This window comes from Streptococcus sp. oral taxon 431 (assembly GCF_023110115.1).
Taxonomy (GTDB): Bacteria; Bacillota; Bacilli; order Lactobacillales; family Streptococcaceae; genus Streptococcus.
In genome coordinates this window covers 476,928-491,004 of sequence record NZ_JALDVP010000001.1, presented here as the reverse complement: position 1 = coordinate 491,004, position 14,077 = coordinate 476,928, and the positions used below count along the sequence as shown (strand labels likewise).

General features: G+C 38.9%; 13 protein-coding genes, 2 tRNA genes and 2 pseudogenes. 16 read left to right on the top strand and 1 reads right to left on the bottom strand.

The genetic code is table 11. The annotated features are described in order from the left end of the window. The first annotated feature begins 6 nt into the window (after positions 1-6). The 15 genes and pseudogenes from pcp to M1F91_RS02630 form a co-directional block, all read left to right on the top strand. On the top strand, positions 7-651 hold the full coding sequence (gene pcp, locus M1F91_RS02700) for a pyroglutamyl-peptidase I (RefSeq protein ID WP_247912526.1): 645 nt from the start codon (positions 7-9) through the stop codon (positions 649-651). Between the two features lie 124 nt (positions 652-775). Then, positions 776-1,006 (top strand): DUF2969 domain-containing protein, encoded by a 231-nt coding sequence (locus M1F91_RS02695; RefSeq protein ID WP_247912525.1) that lies wholly within the window; start codon positions 776-778, stop codon positions 1,004-1,006. 49 nt (positions 1,007-1,055) lie between these two features. Further along, positions 1,056-1,136, top strand: a tRNA-Tyr gene (locus tag M1F91_RS02690). A 9-nt stretch (positions 1,137-1,145) separates the two neighbouring features. Further along, positions 1,146-1,217 (top strand) — tRNA-Gln (locus tag M1F91_RS02685). A 159-nt stretch (positions 1,218-1,376) separates the two neighbouring features. Then, on the top strand, positions 1,377-2,579 hold the full coding sequence (rpsA, locus tag M1F91_RS02680; protein ID WP_004253232.1) for a 30S ribosomal protein S1: 1,203 nt from the start codon (positions 1,377-1,379) through the stop codon (positions 2,577-2,579). An 84-nt stretch (positions 2,580-2,663) separates the two neighbouring features. After that, positions 2,664-3,161 (top strand): GAF domain-containing protein, encoded by a 498-nt coding sequence (locus M1F91_RS02675; RefSeq protein ID WP_247912524.1) that lies wholly within the window; start codon positions 2,664-2,666, stop codon positions 3,159-3,161. Then, positions 3,161-4,825 carry a DNA polymerase III subunit gamma/tau gene (gene dnaX, locus M1F91_RS02670; RefSeq protein ID WP_247912523.1) on the top strand — a complete coding sequence of 555 codons (1,665 nt, stop codon included), beginning with the start codon at positions 3,161-3,163 and terminating at the stop codon, positions 4,823-4,825. The genes M1F91_RS02675 and dnaX overlap by 1 nt, the downstream gene beginning before the upstream one ends. Before the next feature lie 22 nt (positions 4,826-4,847). Beyond that, positions 4,848-5,042: a DUF3272 family protein gene (locus tag M1F91_RS02665; protein ID WP_004253242.1), complete on the top strand. Its 195-nt coding sequence runs from the start codon at positions 4,848-4,850 to the stop codon at positions 5,040-5,042. Between the two features lie 154 nt (positions 5,043-5,196). Continuing rightward, positions 5,197-5,967, top strand: a complete 771-nt coding sequence (gene sufC / locus M1F91_RS02660; protein WP_000114489.1) for a Fe-S cluster assembly ATPase SufC — start codon at positions 5,197-5,199, stop codon at positions 5,965-5,967. 27 nt (positions 5,968-5,994) lie between these two features. Beyond that, the gene (sufD, locus tag M1F91_RS02655; RefSeq protein ID WP_247912522.1) at positions 5,995-7,257 is read left to right on the top strand and encodes a Fe-S cluster assembly protein SufD; all 1,263 of its coding nucleotides are present in this window, start codon (positions 5,995-5,997) and stop codon (positions 7,255-7,257) included. 10 nt (positions 7,258-7,267) lie between these two features. Then, positions 7,268-8,494 carry a cysteine desulfurase gene (locus M1F91_RS02650; protein ID WP_247912521.1) on the top strand — a complete coding sequence of 409 codons (1,227 nt, stop codon included), beginning with the start codon at positions 7,268-7,270 and terminating at the stop codon, positions 8,492-8,494. Next, a complete protein-coding gene (gene sufU, locus M1F91_RS02645) occupies positions 8,481-8,921 on the top strand; it encodes a Fe-S cluster assembly sulfur transfer protein SufU (protein WP_247912520.1) in 441 nt (146 codons plus the stop codon). The genes M1F91_RS02650 and sufU overlap by 14 nt, the downstream gene beginning before the upstream one ends. Before the next feature lie 57 nt (positions 8,922-8,978). Beyond that, positions 8,979-10,391, top strand: coding sequence for a Fe-S cluster assembly protein SufB (gene sufB / locus M1F91_RS02640; protein WP_004253255.1), 1,413 nt, complete (start codon positions 8,979-8,981; stop codon positions 10,389-10,391). Positions 10,392-10,410: 19 nt separating this feature from the next. Beyond that, positions 10,411-10,980: pseudogene (locus tag M1F91_RS02635) on the top strand (hypothetical protein). Positions 10,981-11,119: 139 nt separating this feature from the next. Then, positions 11,120-11,317: pseudogene (locus M1F91_RS02630) on the top strand (amino acid permease); the annotation flags it as partial. Positions 11,318-11,462: 145 nt separating this feature from the next. Here M1F91_RS02630 and pbp3 read toward each other — a convergent pair. Further along, the gene (pbp3, locus tag M1F91_RS02625) at positions 11,463-12,704 is read right to left on the bottom strand and encodes a D-alanyl-D-alanine carboxypeptidase PBP3 (protein ID WP_247912518.1); all 1,242 of its coding nucleotides are present in this window, start codon (positions 12,702-12,704) and stop codon (positions 11,463-11,465) included. Between the two features lie 105 nt (positions 12,705-12,809). Here pbp3 and M1F91_RS02620 point away from each other — a divergent pair, with 105 nt between their 5' ends. Then, the gene (locus M1F91_RS02620) at positions 12,810-13,910 is read left to right on the top strand and encodes an AI-2E family transporter (RefSeq protein WP_247912517.1); all 1,101 of its coding nucleotides are present in this window, start codon (positions 12,810-12,812) and stop codon (positions 13,908-13,910) included. Positions 13,911-14,077 lie beyond the last annotated feature (167 nt).

Genomic DNA, 14,077 nt, shown 5'->3' with positions numbered 1-14,077 from the left:
AATAAAATGAAAATATTAGTTACAGGATTTGATCCTTTTGGTGGTGAAAAGCTCAATCCAGCTCTAGAAGCTGTTAAATCATTACCGTCTGAAATCAATGGTGCAGAGCTTCATTGGGCAGAAATCCCAACGGTCTTTTATAAATCAGCAGAAGTTTTAGAAGCAGAAATAAATCGATACCAGCCAGATGTTGTGCTTTGCATCGGACAAGCAGGAGGAAGAGCGAGTTTAACTCCTGAGAGAGTTGCTATCAATCAAGATGATGCTAGAATTCCAGATAACCAAGGAAATCAACCGATTGACACTCCCATTCGCCTAGATGGAGAAGCTGCCTACTTTAGCACACTTCCTATCAAAGCAATGGTACAAGCCATAAAAGAAGAAGGGTTACCTGCTTCAGTATCCAATTCAGCTGGAACCTTTGTTTGCAATCATCTGATGTATCAGGCTCTCTATTTAGCGGATAAGAAATTTCCCGATATGAGAGCAGGATTTATGCATATTCCCTATATGACAGAACAAGTTGTAAATAAGCCTAATACTTCATCCATGTGCTTAAGAGATATTGTCCGAGGTATCGAAGCTGCGATTGGTGCTATCGTGGACCATAAAGATAAAGATTTGAAATTGGTCGGAGGGGCGACTCACTAATAATTCAATTTTCAAATTAAAAAATATTCCTTAAACTCTCTATCAAGATTAGCTTGATAGAGAGTTTTTTCTTGCTAGATTAGGGAATTTCTTGTAAAATAGAAAAAGTGAAAAGAGGTATGGTATGAGTAAAAAAGACAAAAAAATTGAGATTCAATTATCAGATGCTAAAGTAGTAGTTGGAAAAGATAAGTATGATGGTTATACTTTAATTATTGGTAAAAAATTAATCGGTGAAATTGCCGAACTAGATGACCAATTTGCAATCATAAAGAATGGAAATGTCGATAGTTTTTACAAAAATCTTGAAAAAGCTGTGGAAATATTGATTGAGAACTATAATTTAGCAAAATAATGCTTGTTTTTTGCAAATTTTCATGATATAATAGTTTTCGTTGATTGTCGGAGAGATAGCGAAGAGGCTAAACGCGGCGGACTGTAAATCCGCTCCTTCGGGTTCGGGGGTTCGAATCCCTCTCTCTCCATATCATCAATGGGGTATAGCCAAGCGGTAAGGCAAGGGACTTTGACTCCCTCATGCGTTGGTTCGAATCCAGCTACCCCAGTTCTTAGGTAATAAATTCAAGATAAAAAGAAAAATATCTTAGGGTATTTTATTTTTATAATTGAAGGACGTTCGAGATGTTCATGTCGTTGCGGGTGCTTAGGAAAAAAATTATAAGTATGTCAAGTTAAAAAGACTTGATTGTTGGAGGATTTTTTAGATGAATGAATTTGAAGATTTGCTAAATAGCGTTAGCCAAGTTGAACCTGGTGATGTTGTTAGTGCTGAAGTATTGACAGTTGATGCTAATCAAGCTAACGTTGCAATCTCTGGAACTGGTGTTGAAGGTGTCTTGACTCTTCGCGAATTGACAAACGATCGCGATGCTGATATCAATGACTTTGTAAAAGTAGGTGAAGTATTTGATGTTCTTGTACTTCGTCAAGTAGTTGGTAAAGATACTGATACAGTAACATACCTTGTATCTAAAAAACGCCTTGAAGCTCGCAAAGCATGGGACAAACTTGTAGGACGCGAAGAAGAAGTTGTTACAGTTAAAGGAACTCGCGCTGTTAAAGGTGGACTTTCAGTAGAATTTGAAGGTTTGCGTGGATTTATCCCAGCTTCAATGTTGGATACTCGTTTCGTACGTAACACTGAGCGTTTTGTAGGTCAAGAATTTGAAGCTAAAATCAAAGAAGTTGACCCTAAAGAAAACCGCTTCATCCTTTCACGTCGTGAAGTTGTAGAAGCAGCTACTGCAGCAGCTCGTGCAGAAGTTTTCGGTAAATTGGCTGCTGGTGATGTAGTAACTGGTAAAGTTGCTCGTATCACAAGCTTCGGTGCTTTCATCGACCTTGGTGGTGTTGATGGATTGGTTCACTTGACTGAATTGTCACACGAACGTAACGTTTCTCCAAAATCAGTTGTAACTGTTGGTGAAGAAGTAGAAGTGAAAATCCTTGACCTTAACGAAGAAGAAGGACGTGTATCACTTTCACTTAAAGCAACAACACCTGGACCATGGGATGGCGTTGAGCAAAAATTGGCTAAAGGTGACGTTGTAGAAGGTACAGTTAAACGTTTGACTGACTTCGGTGCATTTGTTGAAGTATTGCCAGGTATCGATGGACTTGTTCACGTATCACAAATTTCACACAAACGTATTGAAAATCCAAAAGAAGCTCTTACAGTTGGTCAAGAAGTTACTGTTAAAGTTCTTGATGTTAATGCTGATGCAGAACGTGTATCACTTTCTATCAAAGCTCTTGAAGAGCGTCCAGCTCAAGAAGAAGGACAAAACGAAGAAAAACGTGCTCCACGTCCACGTCGTCCAAAACGTCAAGAAAAACGTGACTTTGAACTTCCTGAAACTCAAACAGGATTCTCAATGGCTGACTTGTTCGGAGACATCGAACTTTAATCAATCAGAACTAATTATAAATCCTTTGTTGTAAAACAAGGGATTTTTCTTTTTTCAACTAGTATTTTTTGATATAATGGACTTATGTTACATTCCGAAAAAGAATCAATTTACCAAATTGTAAATGAACAACTCTCTAGTCTTTTAGAAGGTGAGACCAATGTGTTGGCTAATCTATCAAATGCTAGTGCTCTCTTAAAAATGAACTTTCCTCGTACTGTCTTTGCAGGTTTCTATTTATATGACGGAAATGAGCTTATTTTAGGCCCTTTTCAGGGTGGAGTCTCATGTGTTAGAATCGCTCTCGGAAAAGGAGTTTGTGGTGAGTCAGCGGCTAGCCGTCAAACAGTTATCGTTGGTGATGTCAAGACTTATCCAAATTATATTTCTTGTGATAGTAGTGCTCGTAGCGAGATCGTACTTCCAATGGTAAAAAATGGACAGATTTTGGGTGTATTAGATTTGGACTCATCTCATATTGATGATTATGATGAAATGGATCAGAAGTATTTAGAAGAGTTTGTGTCTATTTTACTAGATAAGACAGAATGGAAATTTTCAATGTTTGAGGAGAAAGCATAATGTATCAGGCGCTTTATCGAAAATATAGAAGTCAAAATTTTTCACAGTTAGTAGGCCAGGAAGTTGTTGCTAGAACTCTTAAACAGGCTGTGGAACAGGATAAGATTAGTCACGCCTACCTATTTTCAGGGCCTCGTGGAACTGGTAAGACTAGTGTGGCTAAGATTTTTGCTAAGGCTATGAACTGCCCTAATCAAGTAGGGGGAGAACCTTGTAATAACTGTTATATCTGTCAAGCTGTTACGGATGGAAGTTTAGAAGACGTTATCGAAATGGATGCTGCTTCTAATAATGGGGTTGATGAAATTCGTGATATTCGTGATAAATCAACTTATGCTCCAAGTATAGCTCAGTATAAGGTTTATATCATTGATGAGGTTCATATGCTTTCGACAGGTGCCTTTAATGCCCTTTTGAAAACACTGGAAGAACCAACTCCAAATGTAGTCTTTATTTTGGCAACGACTGAGCTTCATAAAATTCCTGCAACTATTTTGTCTCGTGTTCAACGATTTGAGTTCAAGTCCATTAAGACTCAGGATATTCGAGATCATATCTTCCAGATTTTAGAAAAAGAAGGGATTGATTACGAAACAGAAGCTGTTGAAATTATTGCTCGACGAGCTGAAGGTGGGATGCGGGATGCCTTGTCAATTCTAGACCAGGCATTAAGCTTAACCCAAGAAGCTACATTGACAACAGCAGTCTCAGAAGAAATCACTGGTACCATTAGTTTAAGTGCCTTGGATCATTACGTAGCTGCTTTAGCTCAAAAGGATGTACCGGGTTCTCTTCAAAATCTTGATTTGATTTTTGAGAATGGAAAGAGCATGACACGTTTTGTAGTCGATTTGCTGCAATATCTACGTGATATCTTAATTGTTCAAGCAGGTGGAGAAAATACACATCATAGTGATGCATTTGAGAGAAACTTAGCTCTTCCGCAGGATGTCTTGTTTGAGATGATTAGTCTTGCTACTAAAAGTCTAGCTGATATTAAGGCTAGCCTACAACCTAAAATTTATGCCGAAATGATGACTATTCGTTTAGCAGAAATTGATTCTCAACCAGAACTTTCAGGTGAGGTGGCTGAGGAATTGTCTTCTCTTCGAGAAGAAGTTGCACGATTGAAACAAGCTCTTGGCAATGTTGGTTATAATCCCAAACAAACTGTTTCTACACCAAGTCGTCCGACTTACACTAAGTCAATCTATCGTGTAGACCGAAATAAGGTGCAGTCTATTCTTCAAGAAGCAGTCGAAAATCCAGACTTAGCCCGACAAAATTTAATTCGTCTTCAGAATGCTTGGGGAGAAGTCATTGAAAGCTTATCTGGTCCAGATAAGGCACTCTTAGCTGGTTCTAAACCAGTTGCTGCTAATGAACATCATGCGATTTTGGCTTTTGAATCGAATTTCAATGCTGGTCAAACCATGAAACGAGACAATCTTAACACCATGTTTGGTAATATTCTTAGTCGTGCCGCTGGTTTTTCTCCAGAAATTTTAGCTATTTCACAAGAAGAATGGCTAGAAGTTCGAGCTGCATTTTCAAGCAGAGCTAAAGGTTCTCAAGAACAAGTCGTGAAGGAAGAGACTGAAGAGTCCATACTTCCTCAAGGCTTTGAATTTTTAGCAGATAAAGTGACTATAGCTGAAGATTAAGGGGAATTGGTGGTAAAAGACTATGAACAGACAACAATTTATTATCATGGCCTTATTTACTGCTGCTGAGACTTATTTCTTTAATGAATCCATCATGGAGCAACGGTATATCGTGGCCTTGCTTTGGGCTATTTTGATCCTGAGAAATTTTCGCGTGAGTTATATCATGGGTAAAATTGTGAGCGCTATAGACGATCATTTTCAAGGGAAGAAGTAGCTCCTAGCTTCTAGACAAAATCAAAGCCTTTTAGGCTTTTTTTTGTTATACTATTAAGGTATATTTATTGACATTTTACTGTGTTTTTCTAGGGATTTAAAAAGGTTAAATTTCAGGTAAATACAGTAAAAAGGATGAAAAGAAAGGAACAATCATGTCAGTATTAGAGATCAAAGATCTTCACGTTGAAATTGAAGGAAAAGAAATTTTAAAAGGGGTCAATCTGACTCTTAAAACAGGAGAAATTGCAGCTATCATGGGACCAAATGGTACCGGTAAGTCTACTCTTTCAGCTGCTATTATGGGGAACCCAAACTATGAAGTCACTAAAGGTGAAGTATTGTTTGATGGTGTAAACATCCTTGAATTGGAAGTGGATGAGCGTGCGCGTATGGGACTTTTCCTTGCCATGCAATATCCATCAGAAATTCCTGGGATTACAAATGCTGAGTTTCTTCGTGCAGCTATGAATGCTGGTAAAGAAGATGATGAGAAGATTTCAGTTCGTGAATTTATCACTAAGTTAGACGAAAAAATGGAATTGCTCAACATGAAAGAAGAAATGGCAGAGCGTTACCTCAACGAAGGTTTCTCAGGTGGTGAGAAAAAACGTAACGAAATTCTTCAACTCTTGATGTTGGAACCAACTTTTGCCCTCTTAGATGAGATTGACTCTGGTCTTGATATTGATGCACTTAAAGTTGTCTCTAAAGGTGTGAATGCTATGCGTGGTGAAGGTTTTGGTGCTATGATCATTACTCACTACCAACGTCTTTTGAACTATATCACACCAGATGTGGTACACGTTATGATGGAAGGACGTGTTGTTCTTTCTGGTGGTCCAGAATTGGCTGCACGCTTGGAACGTGAAGGATACGCGAAACTAGCTGAAGAACTTGGCTATGACTACAAGGAAGAATTGTAATTCCCTCGTATCTTTTAGGAGAAGTAAATGACTAAAGAAACTATTAAACTTTTTTCAGAAATGCACGCTGAACCAAGCTGGTTGTCAGACCTCCGTCAAAAAGCTTTTGATAAGATTGAGAGTTTGGAATTGCCAGTCATTGAGCGTGTAAAATTTCACCGTTGGAATCTTGGTGATGGTACCATCACGGAAAGTGAACCATCAGCAAATATTCCTGATTTCACTGCTTTAGATAATCACTTGAAATTGGTGCAGGTTGGAACTCAAACAGTTTTTGAGCAAATTCCAGTTGAGTTGGCTGAACAAGGAGTGGTCTTTACAGACTTCCATTCGGCTTTAGAAGAAATTCCAGAACTCATAGAAGAATTTTTCATGTCATCAGTAAAATACGACGATGACAAATTGGCAGCCTACCACACAGCTTACTTTAATAGTGGTGCTGTTCTCTATATTCCAGACAATGTAGAAATCACAGAACCAATCGAAGGAATTTTCTACCAAGATAGTGATAGTGATGTGCCATTTAACAAGCATATTCTGATCATTGCAGGTAAAAACTCTAAAATCAGCTACCTGGAACGTTTAGAATCACGCGGTGAGGGTAGTGCTAAGGCGACTGCTAATATCACTGTTGAAGTGATTGCACGTTCTGGTGCTCAAGTGAAATTTGCTGCAATTGATCGTCTTGGTGAGAATGTCACTGCCTACATTAGCCGCCGAGGTAAATTGGGTAACGATGCAAGTATTGACTGGGCTATCGGTGTCATGAACGAAGGGAACGTCGTTGCAGACTTTGATAGCGACTTGATTGGAAATGGTAGCCATGCAGACCTTAAGGTCGTAGCACTTTCAAGCGGTCGTCAGGTACAAGGGATTGATACTCGAGTAACTAACTATGGTTGCAACTCTATCGGTAATATCCTTCAACACGGTGTTATTCTTGAAAAAGCAACTTTGACCTTCAATGGTATTGGCCACATCATCAAGGGTGCTAAGGGAGCAGATGCCCAACAAGAAAGCCGTGTTCTCATGCTTTCAGACCAAGCACGTTCCGATGCCAACCCAATTCTTTTAATTGATGAAAATGATGTTACTGCAGGGCATGCAGCGTCTATCGGACAAGTGGATCCAGAAGATATGTACTACCTTATGAGCCGTGGATTAGACAAGGCAACTGCAGAACGTTTGGTTGTTCGTGGTTTCCTTGGATCTGTAATCGTTGAGATTCCTGTCAAGGAAGTTCGTGATGAAATGATTGCGACGATCGAAGAAAAATTGTCAAAACGCTAAGGGGAAGCCTATGTTAGATGCAGAAGTGATTCGCAAGGATTTTCCAATTTTAGATCAGATTGTTAATGACGAACCTCTTGTTTATTTGGATAATGCTGCGACGACACAAAAACCACTAGCTGTTCTGGAAGCCATTAATCGCTACTATGAACAGGACAATGCCAATGTCCACCGAGGTGTTCATACCTTGGCTGAGAGAGCGACAGCATCATATGAAGCCGCTCGTGAAACCATTGGTAAGTTCATCAACGCTGGTTCGACAAAGGAAGTACTCTTCACTAGAGGAACTACGACCAGTCTCAACTGGGTGGCGCGTTTTGCTGAAGAAATCTTGACTGAGGGAGACCAGGTCTTGATTTCAGTCATGGAACACCATTCCAATATTATTCCATGGCAGGAAGTTTGCCGAAAGACTGGGGCAGAGCTTGTTTATGTCTATCTCAAAGATGGAGCTCTGGATATGGGTGACTTGCGTACTAAATTGACTGACAAAGTTAAATTTGTTTCACTAGCTCACGCATCAAACGTTCTTGGAGTGATTAATCCTATCAAAGAAATCACACAAATGGCTCATCAAGTTGGAGCTATTATGGTGGTGGATGGTGCTCAGTCTACACCTCATATGAAGATTGACGTCCAGGACTTGGATGTAGACTTCTTTGCCTTTTCAGGTCACAAGATGGCTGGTCCGACTGGTATTGGCGTCCTTTACGGTAAAGAAAAGTATCTGGAACAAATGTCACCAGTAGAATTTGGTGGCGAGATGATTGATTTCGTCTATGAGCAATCTGCTAGCTGGAAGGAGTTACCTTGGAAATTCGAGGCTGGAACTCCCAATATGGCTGGTGCTATTGGACTTGCAGCTGCCGTGGATTATCTTGAAAACATTGGTATGGATGCTATTGAAGCTCACGAACAGGAATTGATCGCATACGTTTATCCAAAATTACTGGCAATTGAAGGATTGACCATTTACGGTTCGCAAGATTTGGCTCAACGTTCAGGTGTCATTGCCTTTAATCTTGGCGATCTTCATCCTCATGACCTTGCAACTGCTCTGGATTATGAAGGAGTAGCAGTTCGTGCGGGTCACCATTGTGCGCAACCTTTGCTTCAATATTTGGATGTTCCAGCAACAGCTCGAGCTAGTTTTTATATCTACAACACCAAGGCTGATTGCGACAAGTTGGTAGATGCACTACAAAAGACAAAGGAGTTTTTCAATGGCACTTTCTAAACTAGATAGTCTTTATATGGCAGTGGTAGCGGACCATTCGAAAAATCCCCATCACCAAGGGAAGTTAGAAGACGCTGAGCAAATCAGCCTCAATAATCCAACCTGCGGGGATGTTATCAACCTCTCTGTCAAGTTTGACGCAGAGGACCGTTTGGAAGATATTGCTTTTCTAAACTCAGGCTGTACCATTTCAACGGCCTCTGCTAGTATGATGACAGATGCAGTTTTAGGAAAGACCAAGCAAGAAGTCCTAGAGCTTGCGACCATTTTTTCTGAAATGGTTCAAGGTCAAAAGGATGAGCGTCAAGATCAACTTGGAGATGCAGCTTTCTTATCAGGAGTTGCCAAATTCCCGCAACGAATCAAGTGTGCAACCCTAGCTTGGAATGCCCTTAAGAAAACAATTGAAGACCAAGAAAACAAATAAGACAAGCTTTCTTTGTCTTATAAATCATTAGAAATAAAGAATGAAAGAAAGGATATTATGGCTGAAGAAAGAGTAGAACCAAAACCAATTGATCTTGGTGAATATAAATTTGGTTTCCATGACGATGTAGAGCCTGTCCTATCGACAGGAAAAGGATTGAATGAAGATGTCATTCGTGAACTATCAGCTGCTAAGGGAGAACCTGAGTGGATGTTGGAATTCCGTTTGAAATCTTATGAAACCTTCAAAAAAATGCCCATGCAAACTTGGGGAGCAGATTTGTCAGAGATTGACTTTGATGACTTGATCTACTACCAAAAACCATCTGATAAACCAGCCCGTTCTTGGGATGACGTTCCTGAAAAAATCAAAGAAACCTTTGAACGGATCGGGATTCCTGAAGCTGAACGTGCTTATCTAGCTGGAGCTTCTGCCCAGTATGAGTCCGAAGTGGTTTACCATAACATGAAGGAAGAATTTGAGAAGTTAGGAATTATCTTTACAGATACAGATTCTGCCCTCAAGGAATACCCAGACTTGTTTAAGCAATACTTTGCGAAGTTAGTACCGCCGACAGATAACAAGTTGGCTGCCCTCAACTCAGCAGTATGGTCTGGTGGAACCTTTATCTATGTACCAAAAGGTGTCAAGGTAGATATTCCGCTTCAAACCTATTTCCGTATCAATAACGAAAATACAGGTCAGTTTGAACGTACCTTAATCATCGTTGATGAGGGAGCAAGTGTCCACTACGTAGAAGGATGTACAGCGCCAACATATTCAAGCAACAGCTTGCACGCTGCCATTGTAGAAATTTTCGCTTTGGACGGAGCTTATATGCGTTATACAACCATCCAAAACTGGTCTGACAACGTTTATAACTTGGTAACTAAACGTGCTAAAGCTTTGAAAGATGCGACTGTTGAGTGGATTGATGGAAACTTGGGTGCAAAAACAACTATGAAATATCCATCTGTTTACCTAGATGGAGAAGGAGCGCGTGGTACCATGCTTTCGATTGCCTTTGCCAATGCAGGGCAACACCAAGATACTGGTGCTAAGATGATCCACAATGCTCCACATACGAGCTCGTCTATTGTCTCTAAATCAATCGCTAAAGGTGGAGGAAAGGTTGACTACCGTGGACAAGTGACTTTCAACAAGAACTCTAAGAAATCTGTTTCTCACATCGAGTGTGACACCATTATCATGGATGACTTGTCAGCGTCAGATACCATTCCATTTAATGAAATCCACAACTCACAAGTAGCTTTGGAGCACGAAGCCAAGGTGTCTAAGATTTCAGAAGAACAACTCTATTACCTTATGAGTCGTGGCTTGTCAGAGACTGAAGCAACTGAGATGATTGTCATGGGATTTGTAGAGCCCTTCACCAAAGAACTTCCAATGGAGTATGCAGTTGAGCTGAATCGCTTGATTAGCTATGAAATGGAAGGGTCAGTTGGATAAAACCCAAAAGGAGAAGCAAATGGGATTCTTAAAAAAATTATTTGGTAATATCGAGAAAGCGAATAAAGGCGAAATTTCTGCCGAGGAAATTGTTCCACCTTTCACAATTGATTTAGTAGAAGAAGCTGATGATTATTGGAGACAAATGGAACAAAACCTCTTGATAAACGCTGTCAAGGCTGTTGGTGGTCCCGATGCGGTAGAACGTGCTTTTGTTCTTACCAATTTTAAGAAAAATCAAGAAACCTTTGAGCTCTTTTATCAGGTAGATGGTCAATTACTTTCTTGGCGAGAGATGGACGCAAGTGTTGTTGATAAAATCAGAAATCAACTTCTTCCACAAGCATCAGAAGTTGCCTAAGCAGTAAATGAGAATTATGAAGAGGCAAACGTACCGGTAATCGACTACGCTATGCTTCAGTTTGAAACTGCAACCATGGCTTGGTTTGGACGGAAGCTTACAACAGCTTCTCCTGAAGCCAAATTGACTTTTGAAGAATTGGTCTCTGGTTGGCGCGCTATTTTGGAAAAAGAAGTACCAAATCGTCCATTAGATAGTGACAGTCCTTTCCCATACTACGAAGTATAACAACTGTTGAATTTTAACTATAAATAAAAACTGAGCAAATATTACATTTGTTCAGTTTTTTTAGATACAATTTTATAAATATTCACAAAATACATTATCTGTGGTAAAATAAAACAATTATTGTTAGTGGAGATCAAGAATGAATATTTTTAGAACAAAAGACTTCAGTCTAAGTAAAACAGAAATGCATCGTCATTTGAAATTATGGGATTTAATTCTTTTAGGAATAGGGGCCATGGTGGGAACTGGTATTTTTACCATTACAGGAACAGCTGCAGCAACACTAGCAGGACCTGCTTTTGTGGTATCTATCGTGATTTCTGCGATCTGTGTGTCCTTTATGCTTCAATATACTCTTGAAACTTGGATAGCATTTGTATTAGCCCTAGTAGTAGGAGTTATTACTTACTTTACTTATGGCTATAAAAACTCTACACTATCAAAAAATCAATAAAGAAAAAATCGCGATTTCTCGCGATTTTTTATAATTTTTCATTTACAAATCGAATGAAACGATTCCACCATACTTTTAAGAAGAAGGCTTTCTCTACATTTTTATCAGCAACCATTTCAAAGGTGGGTTTATCAGTGGTGATATAACCTTGACCGACTAAGTCCTTGTCCTCATAGGTCAGATGTCCAACGACCGTACCTGCTTCTAGAGGAGCAACATGCTCAGTAGCATCAGGTGTGTATGTAACACTTGATTCCGCTCGACTACCAAGACGTTGAACAATTTTTATATCTTCTTTAGCGACTGCTGTAACCGTATTTTGCTTCCCATCATAAACTGGAGATTTGCTATCTTGGTAGCTTTCCCCCTGCTTAACGATTGTTTGGAGAGCAAAATTAGATGAGATATAGTCCAGAAGTGATGAAGTTGCTGTGAAACGAGCGTAAGGATTGGTATCTTGGTTGTCAGCGTTAAGGACAACTGTAATAATACGCATTCCTTTTTCTACAGTTGTTCCAACAAAGGATGCTCCTGCCTTATCAGTAGTCCCAGTTTTTAGACCGTCAATTCCCCCACGGTAGGCAGGCATACCGTCTAACATTGAGTTTGTAGAATGAATAGTCATTCCTGCAAAAGTGGAAGAAGGTTTCTTTGTGATTTCTAAAACCTGAGGATACTTGAGGATAAGATTACGAGCGACAACAGCAACATCATAGGCGCTCATCTTATTTTCGTCATCTTTCTTAGAACCAGGGTAGATATTATTCCCAAGAGTTTCATTATTGAGACCAGTTGTATTGACGAGGGTAGCATCTTGAATTCCCCATTCAAGAAGTTTAGCCTTCATCATATCAACAAAGTCTTTTTCTGATCCAGCAACCTTTTCTGCCAACGCGATAGCTGCACTATTGGCACTAGATACCAATGTTGCTTCTAGCAACTCTTCAACAGTGTAGTTGCGAGCTTCCATAGGAACGTTACTTGCTTCGGAGTTGGTTGTGAGCTGGTAGGGGTAATCTGAAATTTCCACTGGGGTAGAAAGGGTGATTTTGCCTTGCTCTAGAGCTTCATATACTAGGTAAACGGTAAGTAGTTTACTGATAGAGGCAATTTCAACCGGTTGGGTCGCATCTTTTTCATATAAAATCTTACCACTGTTAGCCTCAACAGCGATGGCGTGTTTTGCAGCGACATCAAAATCTTGAGCAAAAACAGTAGTAGCAGAACCAAATGAAATAAGCGTGATAAATGTTAAAAATAATTTCTTCATAGTAACTTTATTCTATCATAAAGACAAAAAATATTCTTGTTTTTATAATGTAGGTTATCAATCTTTTTCGAAATATGGTAAAATAGGAAAAAGAGGAGGTGGCTTATGTTTCGGAGAAATAAATTATTCTTCTGGACCACTGAGATATTATTAATAACCCTTATTTTCTACTTATGGCGAGAAATGGGTGCTATTATTACACCGTTTGTAAGTGTCGTAAATACAATCATGATTCCCTTCTTATTGGGTGGATTTCTCTACTACTTAACAAACCCAATTGTCATTTTTTTAGAGAAGGAATGTAAAATTAATCGAATCATTGGTATTTTGTTAACACTTTGTGTTCTCTTTGGAACCATAGTGATAGCTGTCGTCTATCTCTTGCCGATTTTAATTAATCAGTTGAGTAGCTTGATTAATTCTAGCCAAGATATCTATTCTCGAATCCAAGATTTAGTGATAGAATTATCGAAATATCCTACTTTCCAAGAGCTAGATATTCAACAAACAATCCAACAATTAAATCTTTCTTATGTCGATATTTTACAAAATATCTTAAATAGTGTGACAAATAGTGTGGGAAGTGTCCTTTCAGCTTTGGTAAGCACTGTTTTAATTATCATTATGACACCGGTTTTCTTGATTTATTTCCTTTTAGATGGTCATAAATTCTTACCGATGCTAGAAAGAACTATTTTAAAGCGAGACAAACTCAATATATCTGGTTTAATAACAAACTTGAATGAGACTATTTCCCGTTACATAAGTGGAGTATCAATCGATGCATTTATTATCGGGTGTTTGGCTTTTATCGGTTATAGTGTGATTGGCTTAAAATATGCATTAGTTTTTGCTATTTTCTCAGGTTTAGCAAATTTGATTCCTTATGTTGGACCAAGTATTGGACTAATTCCGATGATTATTTCAAATCTGTTTACAGATCCTCAAAAGATGATTATAGCAGTTATCTATATGCTGATTGTCCAACAAGTAGATGGGAATATCCTATACCCTCGTATTGTTGGTGGAGTCATGAAAGTTCATCCGATTACAATTCTCGTGCTATTATTGTTGTCAAGTAATATCTATGGTGTCGTAGGTATGATCGTTGCCGTTCCTACCTACTCAATTCTCAAAGAAATATCCAAATTCCTAGTCCGACTTTATGAAAAACATAAAGAAGTACAAGAAGTGGGAGAAAAATAAAGATTTAAAAAAGAAACGGATTCATCTGTTTCTTTTTTTATCAATAAATCTACAACTTATACTAAGAATAAGAATAATTAATAAAAACTTTGTAAAACACTTGCAATTTAGCTAAAATTTGATAAAATAGTAAGGAAAGTTAGACTGTATTGCCTACTGTCTATCTA